The organism is Pseudomonas sp. SJZ080 (assembly GCF_007828295.1).
Classification (GTDB): domain Bacteria; phylum Pseudomonadota; class Gammaproteobacteria; order Pseudomonadales; family Pseudomonadaceae; genus Aquipseudomonas; species Aquipseudomonas migulae_A.
Genome location: NZ_VIUK01000004.1, coordinates 18,303 through 41,367, shown reverse-complemented (window position 1 = coordinate 41,367; position 23,065 = coordinate 18,303). Strand labels below are relative to the sequence as shown.

18 protein-coding genes, 4 tRNA genes, 1 pseudogene and 1 riboswitch are annotated in these 23,065 nt (G+C 58.9%); of the genes and pseudogenes, 7 read left to right on the top strand and 16 right to left on the bottom strand.

Annotated features, from left to right (window positions below; translation table 11 throughout):
- Nucleotides 1–145: 145 nt before the first annotated feature.
- Nucleotides 146–4,279 (top strand): CheR family methyltransferase, encoded by a 4,134-nt coding sequence (locus FBY04_RS07290; protein ID WP_145314875.1) that lies wholly within the window; start codon nt 146–148, stop codon nt 4,277–4,279.
- Between the two features lie 7 nt (nt 4,280–4,286).
- On the opposite strand, the gene FBY04_RS07285 is transcribed toward FBY04_RS07290, so the two are convergent.
- Nucleotides 4,287–4,826: a hypothetical protein gene (locus FBY04_RS07285; protein WP_145314874.1), complete on the bottom strand. Its 540-nt coding sequence runs from the start codon at nt 4,824–4,826 to the stop codon at nt 4,287–4,289.
- Nucleotides 4,827–5,008: 182 nt separating this feature from the next.
- Here FBY04_RS07285 and FBY04_RS07280 point away from each other — a divergent pair.
- Nucleotides 5,009–5,197, top strand: a pseudogene (locus tag FBY04_RS07280) (IS3 family transposase); the annotation flags it as partial.
- A 180-nt stretch (nt 5,198–5,377) separates the two neighbouring features.
- On the opposite strand, the gene FBY04_RS07275 reads toward FBY04_RS07280, so the two are convergent.
- Nucleotides 5,378–5,454 (bottom strand) — tRNA-Arg (locus tag FBY04_RS07275).
- Between the two features lie 292 nt (nt 5,455–5,746).
- Between FBY04_RS07275 and FBY04_RS07270 the strand changes: the two genes are divergently transcribed.
- From FBY04_RS07270 to FBY04_RS07260, 3 genes are all read left to right on the top strand, one after another.
- Nucleotides 5,747–5,980, top strand: a complete 234-nt coding sequence (locus FBY04_RS07270; RefSeq protein WP_145314873.1) for a hypothetical protein — start codon at nt 5,747–5,749, stop codon at nt 5,978–5,980.
- 21 nt (nt 5,981–6,001) lie between these two features.
- Nucleotides 6,002–6,181 (top strand): PA3371 family protein, encoded by a 180-nt coding sequence (locus tag FBY04_RS07265; RefSeq protein ID WP_084322783.1) that lies wholly within the window; start codon nt 6,002–6,004, stop codon nt 6,179–6,181.
- Nucleotides 6,182–6,730: 549 nt separating this feature from the next.
- Nucleotides 6,731–7,057: an Arc family DNA-binding protein gene (locus tag FBY04_RS07260; protein WP_003178899.1), complete on the top strand. Its 327-nt coding sequence runs from the start codon at nt 6,731–6,733 to the stop codon at nt 7,055–7,057.
- Between the two features lie 98 nt (nt 7,058–7,155).
- On the opposite strand, the gene mgtE is transcribed toward FBY04_RS07260, so the two are convergent.
- Complete coding sequence (mgtE, locus tag FBY04_RS07255) at nt 7,156–8,598, bottom strand: magnesium transporter (protein ID WP_017340213.1); 1,443 nt, start codon at nt 8,596–8,598, stop codon at nt 7,156–7,158.
- A gap of 320 nt (nt 8,599–8,918) precedes the next feature.
- On the opposite strand from mgtE, the gene FBY04_RS07250 reads away from it, so the two are divergent.
- Entirely contained in the window at nt 8,919–9,437 is a 519-nt protein-coding gene (locus FBY04_RS07250) for a cell envelope protein SmpA (RefSeq protein ID WP_084322782.1), read from the top strand.
- Between the two features lie 19 nt (nt 9,438–9,456).
- Here the strand turns inward: FBY04_RS07250 and FBY04_RS07245 are convergent.
- The 7 genes from FBY04_RS07245 to ltaE all read right to left on the bottom strand — a co-directional run bounded on the left by FBY04_RS07245 (nt 9,457) and on the right by ltaE (nt 15,428).
- Nucleotides 9,457–9,533 (bottom strand) — tRNA-Arg (locus FBY04_RS07245).
- Nucleotides 9,534–9,605: 72 nt separating this feature from the next.
- Nucleotides 9,606–9,682, bottom strand: a tRNA-Arg gene (locus tag FBY04_RS07240).
- Between the two features lie 108 nt (nt 9,683–9,790).
- Nucleotides 9,791–9,881: transfer RNA gene (locus FBY04_RS07235), tRNA-Ser, on the bottom strand.
- A 62-nt stretch (nt 9,882–9,943) separates the two neighbouring features.
- Complete coding sequence (gene csrA / locus FBY04_RS07230; protein ID WP_002554426.1) at nt 9,944–10,132, bottom strand: carbon storage regulator CsrA; 189 nt, start codon at nt 10,130–10,132, stop codon at nt 9,944–9,946.
- Nucleotides 10,133–10,319: 187 nt separating this feature from the next.
- Nucleotides 10,320–11,561: an aspartate kinase gene (locus tag FBY04_RS07225; RefSeq protein ID WP_031319071.1), complete on the bottom strand. Its 1,242-nt coding sequence runs from the start codon at nt 11,559–11,561 to the stop codon at nt 10,320–10,322.
- Nucleotides 11,562–11,652: 91 nt separating this feature from the next.
- Nucleotides 11,653–14,277 (bottom strand): alanine--tRNA ligase, encoded by a 2,625-nt coding sequence (gene alaS / locus FBY04_RS07220; RefSeq protein ID WP_145314872.1) that lies wholly within the window; start codon nt 14,275–14,277, stop codon nt 11,653–11,655.
- 146 nt (nt 14,278–14,423) lie between these two features.
- Complete coding sequence (gene ltaE / locus FBY04_RS07215; protein WP_145314871.1) at nt 14,424–15,428, bottom strand: low-specificity L-threonine aldolase; 1,005 nt, start codon at nt 15,426–15,428, stop codon at nt 14,424–14,426.
- A 273-nt stretch (nt 15,429–15,701) separates the two neighbouring features.
- Nucleotides 15,702–15,872: riboswitch (FMN riboswitch) on the top strand.
- A 102-nt stretch (nt 15,873–15,974) separates the two neighbouring features.
- Between ltaE and FBY04_RS07210 the strand changes: the two genes are divergently transcribed.
- A complete protein-coding gene (locus tag FBY04_RS07210; RefSeq protein WP_084322779.1) occupies nt 15,975–16,484 on the top strand; it encodes a 6,7-dimethyl-8-ribityllumazine synthase in 510 nt (169 codons plus the stop codon).
- A gap of 111 nt (nt 16,485–16,595) precedes the next feature.
- Here the strand turns inward: FBY04_RS07210 and astE are convergent, their stop codons facing one another.
- From astE to aruF, 6 genes are all read right to left on the bottom strand, one after another.
- Nucleotides 16,596–17,606 carry a succinylglutamate desuccinylase gene (gene astE, locus FBY04_RS07205; RefSeq protein ID WP_084322778.1) on the bottom strand — a complete coding sequence of 337 codons (1,011 nt, stop codon included), beginning with the start codon at nt 17,604–17,606 and terminating at the stop codon, nt 16,596–16,598.
- Nucleotides 17,607–17,618: 12 nt separating this feature from the next.
- Entirely contained in the window at nt 17,619–17,906 is a 288-nt protein-coding gene (locus FBY04_RS07200) for a hypothetical protein (protein WP_008033108.1), read from the bottom strand.
- A 19-nt stretch (nt 17,907–17,925) separates the two neighbouring features.
- Nucleotides 17,926–19,272: an N-succinylarginine dihydrolase gene (astB, locus tag FBY04_RS07195; protein WP_084322777.1), complete on the bottom strand. Its 1,347-nt coding sequence runs from the start codon at nt 19,270–19,272 to the stop codon at nt 17,926–17,928.
- A gap of 183 nt (nt 19,273–19,455) precedes the next feature.
- Nucleotides 19,456–20,925 (bottom strand): succinylglutamate-semialdehyde dehydrogenase, encoded by a 1,470-nt coding sequence (astD, locus tag FBY04_RS07190; protein ID WP_178118265.1) that lies wholly within the window; start codon nt 20,923–20,925, stop codon nt 19,456–19,458.
- The gene (astA, locus tag FBY04_RS07185) at nt 20,922–21,947 is read right to left on the bottom strand and encodes an arginine N-succinyltransferase (RefSeq protein WP_084322775.1); all 1,026 of its coding nucleotides are present in this window, start codon (nt 21,945–21,947) and stop codon (nt 20,922–20,924) included. The genes astD and astA overlap by 4 nt, the downstream gene beginning before the upstream one ends.
- A 70-nt stretch (nt 21,948–22,017) precedes the next feature.
- Nucleotides 22,018–23,037 (bottom strand): arginine/ornithine succinyltransferase subunit alpha, encoded by a 1,020-nt coding sequence (gene aruF, locus FBY04_RS07180; RefSeq protein ID WP_025112905.1) that lies wholly within the window; start codon nt 23,035–23,037, stop codon nt 22,018–22,020.
- Between the last annotated feature and the right edge of the window lie 28 nt (nt 23,038–23,065).

Below are 23,065 nucleotides of genomic sequence, written 5' to 3'. Positions count from 1 at the left end.
GTTGGAGTGCAAATTTCAAAGGGCTGCGATTGCCGGCTAAATATTTGAAGGTGTTATTGAAAAACGGGATTATCCTGATTTATTGCAACGCGTCTGCTGCCCGTTTCAGATCAAGACGCTTCCTTCGTTGGCTAAGGCAGAAGTTATGACCACCACCCCCAATCGCTCCGTAACTTCTGATGAGCGAAAGGCCCCGCGCCCCAGCACACTGGACTTTCCGGTGGTGGGCATCGGTGCCTCGGCGGGCGGGCTGCAGGCGATAAAACTGTTCTTCGAAAACATGCCGCAAGATAACGGCATGGCGTTCGTGATCATTCTGCATCTGTCCCCTGACCACCAGAGCATCGCCGACAGGATCATCCAGGAATCGACCCAGATGCCGGTGCAACAGGTCACCGAAACGGTGTCCATCGAGAAAAACCACGTGTACGTCATTTCACCGGCGCAACGCCTGTCGATGAACGATGGTTTTCTTGAAGTCAGCCCCTGCCAGACGCGGGAAACCCGTCACGCTTCGATTGATCTGTTCTTCCGCGACCTGGCGGATGTGCACCGGGAACGGGCTTTCTGCGTGGTGCTGTCAGGCACCGGTTCCGACGGGGCTGTCGGCCTGTCGCGAATCAAGGAACAGGGCGGCGTCACGCTGGCCCAGGCACCGGAAGACGCCGAGTTTGACGGCATGCCCCGCGCCGCCATCGACACCGGTATGGTTGACCTGGTCCTGCCGGTCGTTGAAATGCCGCAAAAGCTGCTGGAGCTGTGGCGCAATTCCCAGGAAATCAGCTTGCCCACTGCCAGCGACTCCGAATTACAGAGCATTGCCGCCATTTCCGAACGTGAATCGCTGCTAGCCGAACAATTGCTGCACGATGTTCTCATCCAGTTGCGCACCGGCACCGGTCATGATTTCAAGCATTACAAACGCGCCACGGTGTTGCGTCGGATCGAACGGCGGATGCAGGTCACGGCCCAGCCGGACCTGGCGGCCTACTATCGTTATCTGCAAGACAATCCGGAAGAAACCAAGGCCCTGCTCGGCGACATGCTGATCGGCGTGACCAACTTCTTCCGCGACCGGGAAGCCTTCGAAGCACTGGAACGCGATGTGGTGCCACAACTGGTCAGCGCAGCCGTGTCAGCGCAACCCGGGAAGGAAGAAATCCGGGTCTGGTCCGCAGGCTGTTCCACTGGTGAGGAGGCCTACAGCCTGGCCATGTTGATCAGTGATCAACTGCAAGTGGACGCCAGCGCAGCGTCGATGCAGCTGTTTGCCACCGACATCGATGAGCGCGCCATCAGCGTAGGCCGCGCCGGACTGTATCCGCTGGCCATCGTGACCGACGTACCGCCCTCGCGCCTGCGGCATTACTTCCTCAAGGAAGACGACCACTATCGGATCCGCAAGGAAATCCGCGAAAAGGTCCTGTTCGCCAAACACAGCCTGTTGTCCGATCCGCCGTTCTCGCAGATCGACCTGATCGTGTGCCGCAACCTGCTGATCTACCTCGATCGCGAGGTGCAGCGCGAAATCCTGCAGATGTTCCACTTTGCCCTGCGCCCTGGCGGCTTCCTGTTTCTCGGCTCCTCTGAAAGTGCCGATGCATGCCACGAACTGTTCGCCCCTGTGGACAAGCGCAACCGGATCTTCCGCGCCAAGACCGGCACGGCCAACAGCCGTCGTACCCCGACCATGCCCCGCAGTGGCTATGTGCGCACCAACATTTCCCAACAGCCTGCGCAAAGCCACGTGCAACGCAAACTGTCTTTCGCTGATATCCATCAACGCGCCATAGAGCAGTCTGCGCCACCGAGCGTGATCGTCGATGCCAACGCCGACATTCTGCACATGAGCGAAAGTGCCGGGCGTTTCCTGCGGCATGTCGGGGGTGAGCTGTCGCGCAACCTGCTGACGCTGATCCTGCCGGAACTGCGCCTGGAGTTGCGCACCACGCTGTTCCAGGTCCAGCAAAGTGCGCTGCCGGTCAAATCCCGTGAAGTGCCGATCAAGCGTGATGACCGGCGTTACCTGATCGATCTGGTCGCTCATCCCTACAAGGATGAAGGCTCGGACAGCGAGTACGTGCTGGTGATTTTCGAGGAGGTCGAAGTCGACCCTTCGGAACTGGCGGCAACCACCGTGCTGCAGACGGAAAGCCAGGTGCTGTCCAACCTTGAGCGCGAACTGCAGCGCACCAAGCTGCACTTGCAGGACACCATCGAACAATCGGAAGTCTCCAGCGAAGAGCTCAAGGCGTCCAACGAGGAAATGCAGGCGATCAACGAAGAACTGCGCTCGGCCACCGAAGAACTGGAAACCAGCAAGGAAGAGCTGCAGTCGATCAACGAAGAGTTGCTGACGGTCAATTTCGAGCTGAAAACCAAGGTCGAAGAAACCGACAAGATCAACGATTACCTGACCAACCTGATCGCCTCCACCGACATTGCCACCGTGTTTGTCGACCGCGCCATGCGCATCAAGTGGTTTACCCCGCGCGCCACCGACATCTTCAACATGTTACCGGTGGACACCGGGCGCTCCCTGCTCGACATCACCCATCGCCTGGATTACGACAACCTGGCCGGTGACGCGGCGCTGGTGTTCGAATCGCTGAACATGATCGAGCGCGAAGTCAGCAGCAACGACAACCGCTGGTACATCGCCCGCCTGCTGCCCTATCGCTCCAGCGAAGACCACATCGACGGCACCGTGCTGACCTTTATCGACATCACCAAGCGTCGGGCGGCCGAAGAAGAGTTGCGCCTGGGCGAAGAGCGCATGCGCCTGGTCGCCGAAAGCACCCGCGACTACGCGATCATCACCCTCGATGAACAGGGCGTGATCACCAGCTGGAACAAAGGCGCGGAGTTGATTTTCGGCTACAGCAAGACCGAGGCCGAGGGCACTTACTACGACTTCATTTTCTCCCCCGAGGACCGTGCGGCGGGCGTGCCCGAGAACGAATTGCTGACGGTGCGTACCCACGGCCGCAGCGACGATGAACGCTGGCATCTGCACAAGGATGGCAGCCGGTTTTTTTGCAGCGGCGAAGTGACCCTGCTCAGCGGCGACAACCTCAAGGGCTACGTGAAAATCGCCCGAGACCTCACGGGTCACAAACGCGAGCACGAAGCACAGAGCCAGGAATTGGCCGAAACCCGTAACACCAATTACCTCAAGGATGAGTTCTTCGCGGTCATGTCCCACGAGCTCAAGCATCCGCTGAACCTGATCCAGCTCAACGCCGAATTGCTGCGACGCTTGCCGGTGACCAAGTCGCTGGCTCCGGCGGCCAAGGCGGTGAACACCATTTGCGATGCGGTCAACAGCCAGGCGCGGATCATCGACGACCTGCTGGACGTCGCCCGGGTCCGCACGGGCAAGCTCAAGCTGCAACCGGTCAACGTCGACCTCGCCAGCGTGCTGCGCGACATCTACACCGTCGTGCTCAATGACCAGCATGACGTCAAGATTGAACTGCTGGTGCCGTCCGACCCGCTAATGGTCCACGCCGATCCGACACGGCTGGAGCAAATCATCTGGAACCTGGTGAACAACGCCCTGAAGTTCACCCCACCCAAAGGCCGCGTGCAATTGATCGCCAGCCAGTCCGGGGACATGGCGCGGCTCGACATCAAAGACAACGGCGCCGGCATCGCCCCGGAAAACCTCGAGCACGTGTTTGACCTGTTCAGCCAGGCTGAAAAACAACACATCACTCACAACCGTGAAGGACTGGGGATTGGCCTGTCGCTGGTGCGCCAGTTGACCGAGGCACACCGCGGCACGGTCGAGGTGAGTTCTGCCGGCATGGGCACAGGCTGCACGTTCACCGTCTACCTGCCATTGGCCACGACCCTTGGCGAAGCACAGCCCGTCGCGTGTGCCGAGGATATTTCCGGAAGACTGAGCGGGTTGACGATCCTGTTGGTGGACGACTCCGCAGACGTACTGGAAACCCTGAAAATTCTGCTGGAAATGGAAGATGCGCAAGTGATTGCCTTTGACCGGCCGGCGGCCGCGCTGGACGCGGCGAAAAGCACCCGGTTCGACCTGATCATCTCAGACCTCGGCATGCCGAACATGAACGGTCACGAGCTGATGAGTGCACTGCGTCAGTTGCCGCTCGCGAAGGATGTCCCGGCCATCGCCCTGACCGGCTACGGCGCCAACAGCGACATTCAGAAAACGCGGCAATCGGGCTTTGACCAGCACATCGGCAAACCGGTGTCCTACGATGACCTGATCAGCACCATCGAGACGTTGCGACGCCAGCGTTGAGTCGCGCTCAGTTCAGATAGTCGCGCTGCACACAGGCGCGCCGGTCGATGGCCTGCCGGAGCCGCTCCTTGTGATCGGCCCAGACCGCGGGATCGACCTTGGTGGAGCGCATCAATACAAGCATGGCCTCCTTGGCGGCCAGATACTCCGACCAGGCATCAGCGGACCTGAGCTTCAAACGCTCACGCTCAGTCATCTCCATCCGCCGCAACGCAATGACCGACTCATCGGTGATGACCGGCCCAAACGTCAGTTGCACCCGGTGCGGTGCAACGAACGCCTGAGTGTCCGCGACAATTTCCCTCGCCCGCTGGGTGCCCCACGTCAATGCTGCACAATAATGCTCTCCGACGTTGCGTTCATGATGCTCCTCGCTGATCGGCCAGCCATCAGCGCCATAGACACCGAGAAAAACCTGAGTAACCCCTTCAACACTGGTCCGCGCATGCACCTCGATCTGCACACCATTGCCAAGCACTTCTTCGTGGGTGTGCAGAGGTAGTCTCGTGTTGGTCCATAACCAGAACTGGGCGCCTCTGCGTCGCATCGATTTCCCTCCTTGTTGGTCTGTGGAGTAAGGCACAGCAATGAGCGTCTTTCCAATGTCGATCGTCGGGTGATGTACCGACGGCCTGTGGCCTGGGGTCAGCTGCATGAGGTGTCGGAGGAGGCCTGGCTTTACTAAGTGGTCTCGGATGCATGATTGTTGACGATCAGCTTCATAGACGCCGCCCACCGCGCAGCTTGAAAGCAGAATGGATACCGACCGTAGGCTATTGAAATGCGCAGGAAGAACAGCGCGATATCAGCCATTTTTTGATGCATCGCGACAACTGGATTCGGCCTCACCAATTCAACGATGGGTTGGCGCCAGCACGAGCCGAGGAAAAACTTAACGTCGTGTTCGGGATTAGTTGACCACTACAGTAAACGATGCGTGCTTTCTCGCCATCCCCCCCTGAAAGTAACCTTCCTTTTCGCACAAAAAAGCCCCGCTAGGTAAACCGTAGCGAGGCTTTTAGATTCCTCCTGCTGTCACCCGTGCTGTCACGAGAAAAACCGTTCAACACAAGAATGGCCGGAGAGGCGCTAAATATATGGTGTCCCAGGGCAGGTTCGAACTGCCAACCTTCCCCTTAGGAGGGGGATGCTCTATCCAATTGAGCTACTGAGACACAAGTCGTTCGCGAGAAAACGCGGTGCGATGGACGGCGTGCATGTTAACGGGCGGGTCCGCGTTTGTCATGTCGTCCTTAGCGCTTTTTAAGTGTAGGCAGGCGCCCTTCGACAGCGAGGGATTTGTTTACCGTGCAAATTGCATCACCGCAAAAAGCCATCATTGCAAATTGCAATGCAAGCACTTCTCGGGAATAACCTAATTTATTGTTTTTAAAGGATTTAATAGGCGGTAGACTCTTGGCACGTCGGCTGCTTTAGCTGTTCTCAAGAACAACGGAGGCCAGCCTCATGAACAGCGCCCTTTTACTCTCGAACGCAATCGCTCTGGCGGTCTTGCTGGGTTTTCACTTTTCCCCCGAGAGCGGCGCCGAGCCGGTCGCCCAACGCATGCCCCACTACCTTCAAGTACAGAGGGCGCCGCAATTGGCGCTGCTGAGTGATCAGCGCGGCTTTGTCAGTCAGGAAGTGAGCCAGGAAAACATCCTGCTGCCGGCGCCGTCTTCAGAACGCCTGGTATTTTGAACACCCCCTCAGGAGCACAGCATGTCCAAATCAGCCGCAGGATTTTTCATCCTAGCCCTACTGAGCGGCATTCTTCATTTGTCACTGGTCCAGGACTCGGTTGTCACCCTGCCCCTGATTGCCTGCGGTGTTTTCAGCGCGCTGTTCGTGCTGGCACTGGTCGCTGGCCGCAAGATCAAGTTTGACCCGGTCCTGCGCTGACCTTTCAGCAGGTTTCAAGAGATGGGTGGCACAGCGCAAGCCGTCCTCATCAACATCCGCCGCGCCACACTTCTCACCATTTAGCCTGCAGATGCCAGCGAAAACCTCAATGAGACTGTCCTTGCGGACCTGAAAAGCGCCTCAGGTAAATCATATTGCCATCCATCCTGAAATAGCCTCCGTGCAGTGGATGCCACTAGTAAATCGGCAATTTGCCACTATCCTGTACAAGGCAAGGAATCGTGATCGACCGCATGGCATGTACCTTCAGGTGTCTTCAGATATTACCTGTCGGGTATCAGGACGCGGCCAGCGATACGGACGGGACAGACTTTTCAAACCAGTCCGCATTTCTGATAATTGGTGCTGGCATAACGCCGGCATCCAGTTCAATATTTGTCACAGAATTGACGCCAATGAACTGGCTTCTTTGAGGCATGATGCGAGCCTCTATCAATTCAGGTTGAACATTTGGCCAGAGTCCTTGTCCTATCAGACATCGTGCGGCCAATCCCGAGAACCGCTCCCCTGAACTAACCGGTTAAATATATGCGCCCATTGAAACAGGCAATTTATTCCAGCCGTACGGCTGACAAGTTCGTCGTACGTCTGCCAGACGGAATGCGTGAACGCATTGCCGAGGTGGCTCGCAATCATCATCGCAGCATGAACTCCGAAATCATTGCGCGCCTTGAGCAGAGTCTTATTCAGGAAGGCGCACTGGGCGAAGAGTTGAGCATGCGCCTGGACAGCCCAGAGCTGTCATTGCACGAACGCGAACTGTTGCAACGCTTCCGCCAGCTTTCTCATCGTCAGCAAAACGCACTTGTTTCGCTGATTGCCCATGACGCCGAAATGGCCGCAGACGCCTCCTGACTCAACCGAAAGCTCAAGCCAGCTGATTGCTGGCTTTTTTTTGCCTGAAATTCAGGCAAAAAAAACCCGCCGATGGCGGGTTTTTTTACGTCTGGAAATCAGAGCAGGAAGATGGTCGCCAGCCCCAGGAAGATGAAGAAACCTCCGCTGTCGGTCATGGCGGTGATCATCACACTGGCACCCATCGCCGGATCGCGCCCCATCTTCGCCAGGGTCATGGGAATCAACACGCCCATCAACGCTGCCAGCAACAGGTTAAGCGTCATGGCGGCGGTCATCACCACGCCAAGCGACCAGCTGCCGTACAACATGTAGGCGACAACACCAATCACGCCACCCCACACCAGGCCATTGATCAGGCCTACGGCCAATTCCTTGCGCATCAGGCGTGACGTGTTGCCGGTGCTCACCTGATCCAGCGCCATGGCGCGAACGATCATGGTGATGGTCTGGTTACCGGAGTTGCCACCAATACCCGCTACGATCGGCATCAATGCCGCCAGCGCCACCAGCTTCTCGATCGAGCCTTCGAACAAACCGATCACGCGGGAGGCAATGAACGCGGTGATCAGGTTCACCGCCAGCCAGGCCCAGCGGTTACGCAGGGATTTCCAGACCGACGCGAAAATATCTTCTTCTTCCCTCAGACCCGCCATGTTGAGAACTTCGTTTTCGCTCTCTTCACGAATCAGGTCGACCATTTCATCGATGGTCAGACGGCCGATCAGCTTGCCGTTCTTGTCGACCACGGGCGCCGAGATCAAGTCGTAACGTTCGAACGCCTGTGCGGCATCGTACGCATCCTCGTCCGGGTGAAAACTCACCGGATCGCTGGCCATGACTTCCGAAACCTGTTTTTCCGGGTCGTTGACCAACAGACGCTTGATCGGCAACACGCCCTTGAGCACGCCGTCGTAATCGACCACAAACAGTTTGTCCGTGTGGCCTGGCAGTTCCTTGAGGCGGCGCAGGTAACGCAATACCACTTCGAGACTGACATCCTCACGGATCGTCACCATCTCGAAGTCCATCAGCGCACCGACCTGCTCCTCGTCATAGGACAACGCGGAGCGAACGCGCTCACGCTGTTGACCATCGAGGGTTTCCATCAGCTCATGGACGACGTCGCGCGGCAGTTCGGAAGCCAGGTCAGCGAGTTCGTCGGCGTCCATGTCCCTGGCCGCAGCCAGGAGCTCGTGATCGTCCATGTCGGCGATCAGGGTTTCACGAACCGAATCGGAGACTTCGAGCAGGATGTCGCCGTCGCGATCAGCCTTGACCAATTGCCACAGCGTCAGACGATCGTCCAGCGGCAAGGCTTCAAGGATGTAGGCGACGTCGGCGGAGTGCAGGTCATCGAGCTTGCGTTGCAGCTCGACCAGGTTTTGCCGGTGAACCAGGTTCTCGACCCGGTCGTGATGCGGGCCTTCCTGACGATGAGTCAGGTCTTCGACCACCCGCTGACGCTGCAACAGCTCAACGACTTGAGCCAGGCGGTCCTGCAGGCTTTCTTGCGTTTTCTTTACTTCAACTTCGGACATAGGCGAACTCCACTCCCAGCAGCGGGGCACGCCGGAAGGATCAATCAGTCAATTCATGATTGGAAAAACGGTTTACTGAGTTACTACTGGGTAAGTCCATGGAGGTATTCCACAAGCCCCGGCGGGGCTGACGGGCGCAATGATACACCGCCCGACGGTTTTAAACGTTAAAAAATCTCGGCTGAAACAAGCGCTTGCGAGACAAACCTGAGCGCCATCCTGATCCATGAAAATGCGACGACTCATTCTGAAAAGAAAACACACCGCCGCTGAAAAATGTAACGGCTACCCTTGAGTCAGACCGTCATGGAGGACGTTTGATGCTTTTGAATGCACAGTATTTTTTGCTGATCGCCCTGCTCTGCCTGCCGCTCAAGGCCCTTGCTGCAACCGTTCACCGATGTGAGGCTGCCAACGGCCGCATTACCTTCACCACATTGAGCTGTGCGGCGGGTGACAGCCTTTCACTCCAGGATGTGCGCACCTTTACACCCGGCAGTACGGTAGCCCTCATGCCTGAAGCGGACACGCTCGAAACATCACGTATGAAATTCAAAAGGAGGGAGCCGACGGTCGTCGGCCAGACCGAGGACAAATGCGGGAACGTGATTGACGCGCGGGAGCGACGGGAAGCGATCATCAATCAACGGGTGGTTGCCGGCATGAGTCAGCAGGATGTCGAAAGCGCACTCGGCAAACCTGACAAGATCACGGTGCGCAATTCGACAACAAGCTACCGTTACGACACCAAGCGGGGTCGCAGTGCTCACGTCGAGTTCGATGAGAAAGGATGTACCCGGGGAAAAGCCAAATCCCAGACGGCAAAAAGCCCGCGTTAAACGCGGGCTTTTTGGTGTTTGGTGCACTCGACAGGATTCGAACCTGTGACCGCTCGGTTCGTAGCCGAGTACTCTATCCAGCTGAGCTACGAGTGCAATTTGTGTTTTTAGACCAGATCACAACTGGTTGAAGCAGAGTAGCTCACATTACTGCAAACAACTCTTAAATGGTGCACTCGACAGGATTCGAACCTGTGACCGCTCGGTTCGTAGCCGAGTACTCTATCCAGCTGAGCTACGAGTGCATTTGTTGCCGCGCATTATAGGCCGTCGAATCTTTTTGTAAAGCGCTTTTTTCTAGTAATTTCAACAACTTACCGAAGAAGCCAGATTACAACGTACTACGCAAATAATGGCGGAGAACGGGGGATTCGAACCCCCGACACCCTTTTGAGGTGTACTCCCTTAGCAGGGGAGCGCCTTCGGCCACTCGGCCAGCTCTCCGCAACACGGGGCGTATATTAACCAGCTTCTTCCCCGTTTGCAAACATAAAAAACGATAAAAATTAATGGCTTGGTTCTTCGTCCTTCTCTTTCTTTATACGCAGGTAAATTTCCTCACGGTGGACCGCAACCTCTTTCGGGGCGTTGACACCGATACGCACTTGATTTCCTTTAACGCCGAGCACGGTCACGGTGATTTCGCCATCACCAATAATCAGGCTTTCTGCGCACCGACGAGTCAGAATCAGCATACCTTTCTCCTCACGCATTTCATTTCAGGGACAACAGTCTGCAAAAAAAAGGCACTCGACCTACAACCTGAACGGTCGCAGCCCTACATGCCTGAGTATTGACTAGCGCGGGCAAAAGAACAGCTTCGGGCCACACCATTCAAAAAAACAAAAGGGCGCGGTCAGACCGCGCCCTTCGGCTAACGCATCACTCGCCCTGTCGGGCCGGCGCGTCCAGTTCGAAAGCCGTGTGCAGAGCGCGCACAGCCAGTTCCAGGTACTTCTCTTCGATCACCACGGAGACTTTGATTTCCGAGGTCGAGATCATCTGGATGTTGATGCTTTCTTTCGCCAGGGATTCGAACATGCGGCTGGCTACGCCTGCGTGGGAGCGCATGCCGACACCGACGATCGAGACCTTGGCGATCTTGATGTCGCCAACGACTTCACGGGCACCGATCTCGCGAGCAGTGTTTTCCAGCACGGTTTGCGCGGCCTGGAAGTCATTGCGGTGCACGGTGAAGGTGAAGTCGGTGGTGTTATCGTGCGCAACGTTCTGCACGATCATGTCGACTTCGATGTTCGCGGCGCTGATCGGGCCGAGAATCTTGAATGCAACGCCCGGGGTGTCTGGCACGCCACGGATGGTCAGCTTGGCTTCATCGCGGTTGAAAGCGATGCCGGAAATGATCGGCTGTTCCATGGTTTCCTCTTCATCAATAGTAATGAGGGTGCCCGGACCCTCCTTGAAGCTGTGCAGTACGCGCAGCGGAACGTTGTACTTGCCGGCGAATTCCACCGCACGGATCTGCAACACCTTGGAACCGAGGCTGGCCATTTCCAGCATCTCTTCGAAGGTGATCTTGTCCAGGCGCTGAGCCACGGACACCACACGCGGGTCGGTGGTGTAGACGCCGTCGACATCGGTGTAGATCTGGCATTCGTCAGCCTTCAAGGCCGCCGCCAGCGCCACGCCGGTGGTGTCGGAACCGCCACGACCGAGGGTGGTGATGTTGCCGTGCTCGTCGACGCCCTGGAAACCGGCGACAACCACCACACGACCTGCTTTCAGATCACCACGAATCTTCTGGTCATCAATCTGCAAGATACGCGCTTTATTGTGTGCGCTGTCCGTCAGAATCCGCACCTGGTTGCCGGTGTAGGACACCGCTGGCACACCGCGCTTGATCAGCGCCATGGCCAGCAGGGCAATCGTCACCTGCTCACCAGTGGAGACAATCACATCCAGCTCACGCGGAACCGGTTGGCCGTCGCCACTGATTTGCTTGGCCAGATCGATCAGACGGTTGGTTTCGCCGCTCATTGCAGACAGCACAACCACCAGGTCATCGCCGGCATCGCGGAATTTCTTAACCTTGTCGGCGACCTGCTCGATTCTCTCGACAGTGCCGACCGAGGTGCCTCCAAATTTCTGTACGATCAAAGCCATTTCAAAGCCGCCTCTGCCCATGAAGGGCGCCCAAATTATCACTCAAACAGCGTTCCGGCCCGCCACTAGACCGCGAGCCGGACACACTGCCTTATAAACCCTGCTCTACAAATGGAACGGTCAGGGCCAATGCGGCATCCAGTGCGCCAGCGTCAGTACCACCGCCCTGCGCCATGTCCGGACGACCACCGCCCTTCCCGCCCACTGCCGCAGCGGCTTGCTTCATCAAATCACCGGCTTTGAGTTGGCCAGTCAGGTCTTTGGTTACGCCTGCAACCAGAACGACCTTTTCCTCATGGACACTGCCGAGCAGGATCACTGCGCGGCCGAGTTTGTTTTTCAGTTGATCGACCAGCGCCAGCAGCGCCTTGGCGTCCTGACCGTCCAGACGCACGGCCAGCACTTTCACGCCTTTGACGTCCAGGGCAGAGGCCGACAGATCGTCGCCCGCCGCGCTGGCCGCCTTGGCTTGCAACTGCTCGAGTTGCTTCTCCAGCAGACGGTTGCGCTCCAGCACAGCCGACAGCTTGTCGATCAGGTTGTCGCGACTGCCCTTGACCAGGTTGGCCGCTTCCTTGAGTTGTTCTTCGGCAGCGTTCAAGTATGCCAGCGCGGCCGCGCCGGTGACCGCTTCGATACGACGCACACCGGAAGCCACGCCGCCTTCGCTGATGATTTTCAGCAGGCCGATGTCGCCGGTACGGTTGGCGTGGATGCCGCCACACAGTTCGACGGAGAAATCGCCGCCCATGCTCAGCACGCGCACATTGTCGCCGTACTTCTCGCCAAACAGCGCCATCGCGCCTTTCTTCTTGGCGGTTTCGATGTCGGTTTCTTCGGTTTCAACGGCGGAGTTCTTGCGAATCTCGGCGTTGACGATGTCTTCCAGCGCTTTCAGTTGTTCAGGCTTGATGGCCTCGAAGTGGCTGAAGTCGAAGCGCAGGCGCTGACTGTCGACCAGTGAGCCTTTCTGCTGAACGTGGTCGCCCAGCACTTTACGCAGCGCGGCGTGCAGCAGGTGAGTGGCCGAGTGGTTCAGCGACGTCGCGTGACGTACGTCGGCTTCAACGTGGGTTTCCACCGGAGCGCCGATCAGCAGGCTGCCCGAAGCCAGTACGCCGTGGTGCAGGAATGCGCCGCCGGTTTTGGTGGTGTCACGCACGTCGAAACGGCCGCTGCTCGATTGCAGATAACCGCAATCGCCGATCTGACCGCCGGACTCAGCGTAGAACGGGGTCTGATCGAGAACGACCACGCCCTCTTCGCCTTCGCTCAGGACGTCGACCGACTGCCCGTCTTTATAGAGAGCAACGACTTTCGCCGAACCGCTGGTGGCTTTGTAACCGGTGAATTCGGTGGCCACGTCAACCTTGACCAGGCTGTTGTAGTCCATGCCGAAGGAACTGGCGGAACGGGCACGGACGCGCTGGGCTTCCATTTCGCGCTCGAAGCCTTCTTCGTCGATGGTCAGGCTGCGCTCGCGCGCGATGTCGCCGGTCAGGTCCATCGGGAAACCGTAGGTGTCGTAGAGTTTGAACACCACGTCGCCCGGCACCACGTCGCCTTTGAGCTCGGCCAGATCCTGCTCGAGAATCTTCAGGCCATGTTCCAGGGTCTTGGAGAACTGCTCTTCTTCGGCTTTCAGCACGCGCTCGATGTGCGCTTGCTGGGATTTCAGCTCAGGGAACGCTTCGCCCATTTCGGCGACCAGGGCCGCAACGATCTGGTAGAAGAAGCTGCCCTTGGCGCCCAGTTTGTTGCCGTGACGGCAGGCGCGACGGATGATCCGGCGCAGCACGTAGCCGCGGCCTTCGTTGGAAGGCAGCACACCGTCGGCAATCAGGAAACCGCAGGAACGAATGTGGTCGGCCACGACTTTCAGGGAAGCCTGAGCGTCGTTGGTGCAGCCGATGGCCTTGGCCGATGCGTTCAGCAGGCTCTGGAACAGGTCGATTTCATAGTTCGAGTGAACGTGCTGCAACACGGCACTGATCCGCTCCAGGCCCATGCCGGTGTCGACCGACGGTGCTGGCAGCGGGTGCAACACGCCGTCGGCGGTGCGGTTGAACTGCATGAACACGTTGTTCCAGATTTCGATGTAGCGGTCGCCGTCTTCTTCCGGCGAGCCTGGTGGGCCGCCCCAGATGTCGGCGCCGTGATCGTAGAAAATCTCGGTGCAAGGACCGCACGGGCCGGTATCGCCCATGGTCCAGAAGTTGTCGGACGCGTAAGGCGCGCCTTTGTTGTCGCCGATGCGAACCATGCGCTCGGCTGGAACGCCGATTTCCTTGGTCCAGATGTCGTAAGCCTCGTCATCGCTGGCGTAGACGGTGACCCAGAGCTTTTCTTTCGGCAGGTTCAGCCACTTGTCGGAGGTCAGGAAGTTCCAGGCGTAGGTGATCGCATCACGCTTGAAGTAATCACCGAAGCTGAAGTTGCCCAGCATTTCGAAGAAAGTGTGGTGACGGGCGGTATAACCGACGTTTTCCAGGTCGTTGTGCTTGCCGCCGGCGCGCACGCATTTCTGGCTGGAGACGGCGCGGGTGTACGCGCGCTTTTCCTGGCCCAGGAAGCAGTCCTTGAACTGGTTCATCCCCGCGTTAGTGAACAGCAGGGTTGGGTCGTTGCCCGGAATCAAAGAGCTGGAGGCTACACGGGTGTGGCCTTGCTCTTCGAAGAAGCGAAGGAAGGCTTCACGGATTTCTGCGCTTTTCATTAGGTTCTTCCACGGAGGCTGCGGCCAAAGGCCTGTGCGAAACGTCAACAGACGAAGCGACGGCAAAGGGCCGCATTATATCGGCCCTGCGCGCGGGGTACAGCGTGTTTATACGATAGAAACGGTCAATTGGACGGCTAACGCGGTCAGTTGCGCGAAAACTCGACGAATGTCGCGACGACTTTCTCGATTTGCGCGCGACTGACGTCCATATGCGTGACCATTCTAAGGCGACTGGCAGCGCTCAACTTGATCCCGCGCTCGGCGGCAAAGGCTTTGATCGCCTCGGCCTTATCGCCCATTTGCACATAAACCATGTTGGTCTGCACCGGCTCGACGCTGTAACCGGCCTTGCGTAACCCATCGGCCAAAAACTGTGCATTGGCGTGGTCATCGGCCAGACGGTGAATGTTTTTATCCAGGGCATACAAAGCTGCCGCTGCCAGAATACCGGCCTGGCGCATGCCGCCGCCGACCATCTTGCGCAGGCGTCGTGCCTTGCCGATCAGCTCCACCGAGCCGCACAGCACCGAACCGATCGGCGCGCCCAGGCCTTTGGACAGGCAGACCGAGACCGAATCGAAATACTGCGTGATTTCACGGGCATCGACACCCAGTTTGACGGCGGCGTTATACAGCCGAGCGCCGTCCAGGTGCAGGGCCAGACCGTGTTCACGGGTGAAGTTGCGGGCCCGGGCCAGGTATTCCAGCGGCAGAACCTTGCCCTGCATGGTGTTTTCCAGCGCCAGCAAGCGGGTACGAGCGAAATGGAAGTCGTCCGGCTTGATCGCTGCGGCGACCTGCGAAAGATCCAGCGAGCCATCGGCCTGCACTTCCAGCGGCTGAGGCTGGATCGATCCGAGCACCGCCGCACCGCCACCTTCGTACTTATAGGTGTGGGCCTGCTGGCCGACGATGTACTCATCACCGCGTTCGCAGTGGGCCATCAGGCCCAGCAGGTTGCTCATGGTGCCTGTCGGAACGAACAGCGCCGCGGCAAAACCCAGTCGATTGGCAAGTTCGGCTTCCAGTCGATTGACGGTCGGATCTTCGCCGTAGACGTCGTCACCGGTGGCTGCGTTGGCCATCGCGTGGAGCATCCCTGAGGTCGGTTGGGTGACGGTGTCGCTGCGTAGATCGATAACGCTCATGAATCTGGCCTCGGTAAGCAGGGGGAAATCCCGTTCAGGATGGAATTACTGCGGTCATGGCGACGAATAATCAACCCTTGGACGAGGAAAATACGTCTAAATCCCTGTGGGAGCGGGCCTGCTCGCGAAGGTGATGTGTCATTCACAATCTTGTCGACTGACACACCACCTTCGCGAGCAAGCCCGCTCCCACAGGGTTTCGCGTCGACTTTGGCCATGCACGGCCAGGAAATATGTGTTAAAAACGCTGCGCCGCCAGACAATCTGACGGCAAAACGTTCTCAGGGCGGGGTGCAACTCCCCACCGGCGGTAATTGCGCGCAATGCGCATAGCCCGCGAGCGCTTGGCGACAGCACGGCTTCGGCGGTGACTGGCGACAAGGTCAGCAGACCCGGTGTGATCCCGGGGCCGACGGTCATAGTCCGGATGAAGAGAGAACGGGATTGGCGCCAAAGGGCCGTCCGCGGGCATTCGTGCGAGCGTGCGTACCCTTAAATCCCATTCGATTCATATGCCCTGTTTTTTACATAAACAGGAGTCAGAACATGCAACCCACCGCAATCGACAGCAAAAGCAAAAACCATCAGGGCGAGCGCGTTGCGTTCATCCAGGCCTGCTGGCACAAGGAAATCGTCGATCAGAGCCGTAAGGGCTTCGTCGCCGAAATGATTGCCCAGGGTTATCAGGAGTCGGAGATTGATTTCTTCGAAGTCGGCGGCGCCTTTGAAATTCCACTGCACGCCAAACTGCTGGCCAAATCCGGTCGTTATGCCGGCATTGTTGCCGCTGGCCTGGTGGTTGACGGCGGGATCTACCGTCACGAGTTCGTCGCCCAATCGGTGATCAGCGGCCTGATGCAGGTTCAGCTGGAAACCGAAGTGCCGGTGTTCTCGGTGGTGTTGACCCCGCACCACTTCCATGCCGGCGAAGAGCACCAGAAGTTCTTCTTCGAGCATTTCGTGCATAAGGGTCAGGAAGCGGCGAAGACGTGTGCGGATACGTTGCAGAAGATGCGTGTGTTGCGTCGCAGCGAACACCGCGCGGTAGCCGTCTAAACGCAAACCCTGTAGGAGCCGGCTTGCTGGCGATGGCGGCCGAACAGTCGCTGAAGATGTGACTGTTCGATGGCTATCGCCAGCAAGCCGGCGCCTACAAAGGTTTCATATTCAGGCGAGGTTTTCGTCGGTGGTCGGCACGATCAGGATCCCGGCACGCAGGCCATTTTTCACCTTGGGGTTCGGGAAGATGATCCGGGCGCCCTCTTCCTCGATGATCCAGCGAGTCTGGGCGATGTCTTCGGCCAGCAGATAACCCACTTCCAGTTCCGAAAAGTTTTCGATGTCCGCCGGCAGATTCAGGCGGAAGCTGTCGCTGTGCTTGATGATTTCCCGCGCCACGCTGAACAGCTGCAACCCATCCAGCGCCGCTTCGGTCAGTTCCGGCTCGGTGCCTTCGATGATCTGTTTAAGGCGGGTTTCCAGCAGGGAGACGTTGACGCCGTCGTTCTGCCCGAATGGCCGCGCCTTGCCCAACTCCAGGGTGAAAGACTCGGCGCCGAGCTTGTCGTAGGTGTAGGAACTGAAAACGATGGACGGCTTGTTTTGCAACAGCACCGCTTCCATACCGGCAGCACGCAGGCGAGCCAGTTCCTGACGGGAATGCTGGCGATCTTCTTTCCACGGATAAAGGGCAAATTGCTCGATTTTCGAGCCGCGAATCGCTGTGTGCAGGTCGTAGTGCAGGCGTTCACGATCCGGCAGGCTGAAGAAACTGGCCGCCAGCCGCTCCAGTTCACAGGCGCGCAGGGCTTCGGAACCGCTGGTTTGTTCGTGACGGCCGTTGAACAGCCGGTTGACGTCCTGCTCGACGAAGCGCTCGCCTTTGCGAATCGCCTCCGGGTTGCCGAACAGGAACAGAATGCGTGCGCGCGGCTTCAAATCACCGCGGGCGATGTCGTGCAACAGGCGATCAAGCAACTCGATCGGCGCTGTTTCGTTGCCATGGATGCCGGCTGACAGCAGCAGGTCCAGGCCGTTGTCCCGAGCTTCAGGTGGCCGGACTTCCAGCGCACCTTCGCTCAACCATCGCATCCGCACGCCTTCGACAGTCAGTTGAGTCTTCTCCGCCGGTTCGCGGCCGGCGAGGGTCAGTTCAAGCAATTTGCCGAGGGCGAGCATAGAGCGGTTTCCTTAGTGGTCGTGTGCGCAATCCGGGCCGTGCACGTGGTCTTCGTCACCGACTTCAGCCGGCTCCATTTCCAGTTGCAGACTTACCAGATTAGTCGCCAATGGGCGCAGCAGCAGGTTTGCGTATTCAGCGTCACCTTCTTCGACGTCCACGCCGATCAGCAGTTGGCCGCGGCCGTCGTGCTGAATCCACAGCTCTTTGCCTTGCCAAATGACCGCGACGCGGGTGCAGGACGTTTCCAGTTGCGTGCCGTCGGTGTCTTCAAGGATCAGCTGCAGGGTATCGCTCATGTGTTTACGCTCTCGGCTTTCAATTGATCTGGAATGGATAAACCGCGCCCAGTTTAAGGATTTGCGTCAGTTCATCCAGTGCCGTCCGGCACTCAAGCAGCAATTGCGGGTCCGCGAGATCGTTTTCGGTCATGCGGTCGCGGTAGTGCTTGTCGACCCATTCGGTCAGCGTGCCGTACAACGGTGCCGTCATGATAACCCCTGGGTTGACGGCCGCCAGTTCGGTTTCGTTGAGGGCGACGCGCAAACGCAGGCATGCCGGGCCACCGCCGTTCTGCATGCTTTGCTTCAAATCAAACACTTTGACTTCGCGGATCAGGCCGCCAGAACTGGTCAGGCTTTGCAGGTACTGCCAGACGCGATCGTTGCCACGGCATTCTTCCGGCACGATCAACAGCATCGAGCCATCAGGACGCGACAGCAGCTGGCTGTTGAACAGGTAGGAACGCACCGCGTCTTCCACGGTGACCGCAGAACGCGGAACGCAGATCGACTGGAATTTCCCGCCGACCTTGGCGAGCTTGCCTTGCAGCTCGGCCAGCATCTGGTCGGTGTCGAGGAACGCGTCCTCGTGATAGAACAGCACTTCGCCGTTACCCACCGCGATCACGTCGTTGTGGAACACGCCCTGATCGATCACCAACGGGTTCTGCTGGGCAAAGACCACGCCGTCATCGCTCAGGCCGTGCAGACGGGCAACGGCTTGCGAGGCTTCGAGGGTCTGGCGCGCCGGGTATTTCTGCGGTGCCGGGTAGCGGGTGTCGAACGCGCTGCGACCGAACACAAAGAACTCGACGCCGGCTTCACCGTATTCACGGCAGAAACGGGTGTGGTTGGCCGCGCCTTCATCACCGAACTGCGCCACGGCCGGCAACGCGGCATGGTGAGCGAAGTGTTTCTGGTCAGCGAACATCGCGCCCAGCACGCGACTGGTGGTCGGGTGCTCGATGCTGCGGTGGTATTTGCAGTTGAGATTGGCGGCGGTGAAATGCACGCGACCATCGGCGGTGTCGGCACTCGGGCTGACCGTGGCGGCATTGGCCACCCACATGCTCGAGGCCGAGCAGCTGGCGACCAGCAACGGCATCGCGTCTTTGGCGGCTCGCTCGATCACTTGCGCGTCGGTGCCGCTGAAACCCAGTCGACGCAAGGCAGCGACATCAGGACGCTCTTGCGGGGCCAGCACGCCTTGCTGAAAGCCCATTTCCATCAGCGCTTTCATTTTCGCCAGGCCTTGCAGCGCGGCTTCCTTCGGGTTCGAAGACTGCTGGCTGTTGCTCTGGGACGCGACGTTGCCGTAGGACAGGCCGCCGTAGTTATGGGTCGGCCCCACTAGACCGTCAAAATTGACTTCATAGGATTTCATCAGCGAGGCTCCACGAGAATCTGTTGTTATAGGCATCAGTAACTAACTGTTCAGTGCGACCGAGTCGCAGCCATCGCGGGCAAGCCCGGCTCACACAGGTTCGGAGGTGTTCATACACTTTGTGTCCGATGCAAATCCTGTGGGAGCGGCGGTGCGACGATTCGACTTGCCCGCGATTGGGCATCACGCCATCTTCACGCCAGGCGTAAGGGCCGCTGGCAACGTCAGACTCGGCGTTTCCAGCGAAGCCACCGGGTACGCGCAGTAATCTGCCGCGTAATAGGCGCTGGCGCGATGGTTGCCCGAGGCGCCGATGCCGCCGAACGGTGCGCTGCTCGCTGCACCGGTCAGCTGTTTGTTCCAGTTGACGATACCGGCACGGCTTTCCAGCCAGAACTGCTGATAACGCGCTTGGGAATCGGACAACAAACCGGCTGCCAGACCATATTGGGTGTCGTTGGCTTCTGCGATCGCCGCCTCAAAGTCAGCGTAGCGGATCACTTGCAGCAATGGACCGAACAGCTCTTCATCAGGGCGATCGACCACGGCCGTCACGTCCAGGATGCCGGGGGTCAGCAACGCGGCTTGTGCCTGAGGCTGAGTCATTTCCAGCAGCGCTACGGCGCCATTGGCCAGCAACTGCTCCTGCGCATCCATCAGGGCTTTGGCAGCGCCCAAGGAAATCACCGAGCCCATGAATGGTACCGGTTGCTTATCGAAGGCTCCGACTTCAATGGTCGAACTGACCTCCACCAGGCGTTCCAGCAACGTGTCGCCCCAGGCGCCTTGCGGCACCAGCAAGCGGCGGGCACAGGTGCAACGCTGACCGGCGGAGATGAACGCCGACTGAATGATGGTGTAAACCGCAGCATCAAGATCAGCCACTTCGTCGACCACCAGCGGATTGTTACCGCCCATCTCCAGCGCGAGGATCTTGTCCGGATGACCGGCGAACTGCTGGTGCAGATGATTGCCGGTGCGGCTCGAACCGGTGAAGAACAAACCGTCGATGCCCGGATTCGCCGCCAGGGCGATACCGGTTTCGCGAGCGCCTTGCAGCAGGTTCAACACGCCTGCCGGCAGACCGGCTTCGATCCAGCACTTGACCGTCAGCTCGGCGACTTTCGGGGTCAGCTCACTCGGCTTGAACAGCACGCTGTTACCGGCCAGCAGTGCCGGCACGATGTGGCCGTTGGGCAAGTGGCCCGGGAAGTTGTAAGGACCGAACACCGCGACCACGCCGTGTGGCTTGTGGCGCAACACGGCGGTGGCGTCGCCCAGCGGGCCGCTCTTCTCGCCGGTGCGTTCACGGTAGCTCTGCACCGAGATCGCAATCTTGTTGACCATGCTGGTCACTTCAGTCGCCGATTCCCACAGCGGTTTACCGGTTTCTTCACCGATGCAACGCGCCAGCTCGTCAGCGTTGTTTTTCAGCGCTGCGGCAAAAGCCTCCAGCACGGTGATGCGTTCATCCAGGGTGCGACGGGCCCAGGCCGGAAACGCCTGACGCGCAGCTTGCACGGCCGATTCAACCTGAGCGGCGGTAGCGCCCTCGCCGGCCCACAGCACTTGCTGGGTCACCGGGTTCAGCGACTGGAAGGCTTCGCCCTGACCGGCCAGCCATTCACCTGCGATGTATAGCGAATTCATTATTTCGACTCCCGAGCAGCAGACAACGGAACGGCGCGAACCTGATCGCCGGCGTTGAGTTGAAGACGTTTGGCGGTCAGCGGATCGACCACCAGCGTACCGGCGGCAAGACGTGCGGGAGCGGCAGTGATCCGGCAGTCTTCGCGCTTGCGGTTGTGAATGATGAATGGCGTGGCGTCGTCACCCGGCGTGCCAACGGCCAACACCAGCGCCTGACTGTCTCGCACAGCGCGGATCTTGCCGGTTTCGCATTCGATGGCCGGGCCGGCGTCGAAAATGTCGACGTAGCCCTGATAGCTGAAACCTTCGCTCTTGAGCATGGCCAGCGCCGGCTCGGTGTCCGGGTGAACCTGACCGATCACGTTACGCGCATCCGGCGACAGGAAGCAGGTGTACAGCGGAAATTTCGGCATCAGTTCGGCGATGAACGCCTTGTTGCCCACGCCCGTCAGGTAATCGGCCTGGCTGAATTCCATTTTGAAAAAGTGTCGGCCCAGGCTTTCCCAGAACGGCGAACGCCCTGCTTCGTCGGAGACACCGCGCATTTCGGCAATGATCTTGTTGCCGAACAATTGCGGGAACTCGGCGATGAACAGCATTCGCGCCTTGGACAACATGCGGCCGTTGAGGCCCGTGCGGTAATCGGCGTGCAGGAACAGCGAGCACAATTCAGAGTTGCCGGTCAGGTCGTTGGCCAGGAACAGCGTCGGGATTTCGCGATAGATGTTCAGCTCTTGCGAAGCGCTGACCGTGAGGCCGACCCGGAAGTTGTACCAAGGCTCACGCAAGCCAACGGCGCCGGCAATGGCGGAAATCCCCACCACGCGGCCGTCGTCGTCTTCGAGCACGAACAGGTAATCCGCGTCGCCCCGCCCGGCTTCGCCGCGAAAGGTCTTCTCGGCCCAGCCGACCCGATGGGCCAGACGTTCTTCGTTGGCCGGCAAGGTGGTCAGGCCGGTGCCGGTGCTGCGGGCCAGGTCGATCAGAGCGGGTAAATCGCTGCTGCGTACGGGACGAACGATCATGCTATCTCCTCAAACGGGCCGCTTGCGCCACCCGCGAAACTCTCTGCTTTTCAAGCATTAAAAGCAGTCGTTAAACCGCCACCAGGCGCACGCTCGCACCTTCACCGACGCCCAGGGCTTCGGCTGCTTCCAGGTCCAGGGTCACGGGTTTGCCCGGCGCGTAATCGAGCTCGAGCAACACGGCGCGGTAATCCTGCAACTGGGCGTTGGCCACCAAGTACTGACGACCGGCGCCCTTGACCGGCTCGCCGATTTTCACCGGGACTACACGGCTCTGGGCGATCGAACGGATCCCCGAAACACGCGCATGCAGGGTCGGGCCACCGTCGAAAATGTCGATGTAGTGATCGGTCTCGAAGCCTTCGCGCATCAGTATGTCGAAAGTGATCTGCGCCCGAGGGTGCACCTGGCCCATCGCCTCTTGCGCGGAGTCCGGCAGCAGCGGCACGTAGATCGGGTAATGCGGCATCAGCTCGGCGAGAAACGTCCGGCTCTTCAGACCGCACAGGCGCTCGGCTTCAGCGTAGTTAAGGTCGAAGAAGTTGCGACCAATGGCGTCCCAGAACGGCGAGTCGCCATTTTCGTCGCTGTAACCGACGATCTCGGTCACCACGGAATCGGCAAAGCGCTCCGGATGGCTGGCCACGAACAGCAAGCGGCCACGGGAATTGAGCTCGGCCCAAGGCGATCCCACCAGCTCGCGCTGCACGTAGAAACTGGTCAGCAAGCTGTTGCCGGTCAGGTCGTGGCACTGGGAGAGCACGTGAATCTTGTTATGAATCTTCAGTTCACGGGAAGCGTGCACGAAGGTTTCATTGCGGAAACTGTAGAACGGCTCCGAATAACCGGCCGACGCCACGATGGCCGAACAGCCCACCAGTTTTCCGGTGGCGGTGTCTTCGAGGACGAAGAAATAACTCTCCTCACCGTTGAAGCTCACTTCAGCGGCGAACGAGGCTTCGCTCGCGGCAATCTTGTCGCTCAGGCGTTCAACGTCATCCGGCAAGGAAGTGACACCAATCGGGCTGTCCGCAGCCAGACGCTGTACCTCGCCCAGATCAGCCATTTGCGCGGGGCGCATCACCAGCATGGTGTCACTCCTTAATCAGAAACAAGTC

What these genes read in the sequence shown, in the direction of transcription:
- FBY04_RS07270 (WP_145314873.1), top strand. Translation starts at nt 5,747, where the DNA reads ATGAACAGCGCCCTTTTACTCTCGAACGCAATCGCTCTGGCGGTCTTG.
- mgtE (WP_017340213.1), bottom strand. Translation starts at nt 8,598, where the DNA reads ATGTCCGAAGTTGAAGTAAAGAAAACGCAAGAAAGCCTGCAGGACCGC.
- FBY04_RS07290 (WP_145314875.1), top strand. Translation starts at nt 146, where the DNA reads ATGACCACCACCCCCAATCGCTCCGTAACTTCTGATGAGCGAAAGGCC.
- alaS (WP_145314872.1), bottom strand. Translation starts at nt 14,277, where the DNA reads ATGAAAAGCGCAGAAATCCGTGAAGCCTTCCTTCGCTTCTTCGAAGAG.
- astB (WP_084322777.1), bottom strand. Translation starts at nt 19,272, where the DNA reads ATGAAATCCTATGAAGTCAATTTTGACGGTCTAGTGGGGCCGACCCAT.
- FBY04_RS07265 (WP_084322783.1), top strand. Translation starts at nt 6,002, where the DNA reads ATGTCCAAATCAGCCGCAGGATTTTTCATCCTAGCCCTACTGAGCGGC.
- FBY04_RS07225 (WP_031319071.1), bottom strand. Translation starts at nt 11,561, where the DNA reads ATGGCTTTGATCGTACAGAAATTTGGAGGCACCTCGGTCGGCACTGTC.
- FBY04_RS07285 (WP_145314874.1), bottom strand. Translation starts at nt 4,826, where the DNA reads ATGCGACGCAGAGGCGCCCAGTTCTGGTTATGGACCAACACGAGACTA.
- aruF (WP_025112905.1), bottom strand. Translation starts at nt 23,037, where the DNA reads ATGCTGGTGATGCGCCCCGCGCAAATGGCTGATCTGGGCGAGGTACAG.
- FBY04_RS07250 (WP_084322782.1), top strand. Translation starts at nt 8,919, where the DNA reads ATGCTTTTGAATGCACAGTATTTTTTGCTGATCGCCCTGCTCTGCCTG.
- astE (WP_084322778.1), bottom strand. Translation starts at nt 17,606, where the DNA reads ATGCTCGCCCTCGGCAAATTGCTTGAACTGACCCTCGCCGGCCGCGAA.
- FBY04_RS07200 (WP_008033108.1), bottom strand. Translation starts at nt 17,906, where the DNA reads ATGAGCGATACCCTGCAGCTGATCCTTGAAGACACCGACGGCACGCAA.
- ltaE (WP_145314871.1), bottom strand. Translation starts at nt 15,428, where the DNA reads ATGAGCGTTATCGATCTACGCAGCGACACCGTCACCCAACCGACCTCA.
- FBY04_RS07210 (WP_084322779.1), top strand. Translation starts at nt 15,975, where the DNA reads ATGCAACCCACCGCAATCGACAGCAAAAGCAAAAACCATCAGGGCGAG.
- FBY04_RS07260 (WP_003178899.1), top strand. Translation starts at nt 6,731, where the DNA reads ATGCGCCCATTGAAACAGGCAATTTATTCCAGCCGTACGGCTGACAAG.
- astA (WP_084322775.1), bottom strand. Translation starts at nt 21,947, where the DNA reads ATGATCGTTCGTCCCGTACGCAGCAGCGATTTACCCGCTCTGATCGAC.
- csrA (WP_002554426.1), bottom strand. Translation starts at nt 10,132, where the DNA reads ATGCTGATTCTGACTCGTCGGTGCGCAGAAAGCCTGATTATTGGTGAT.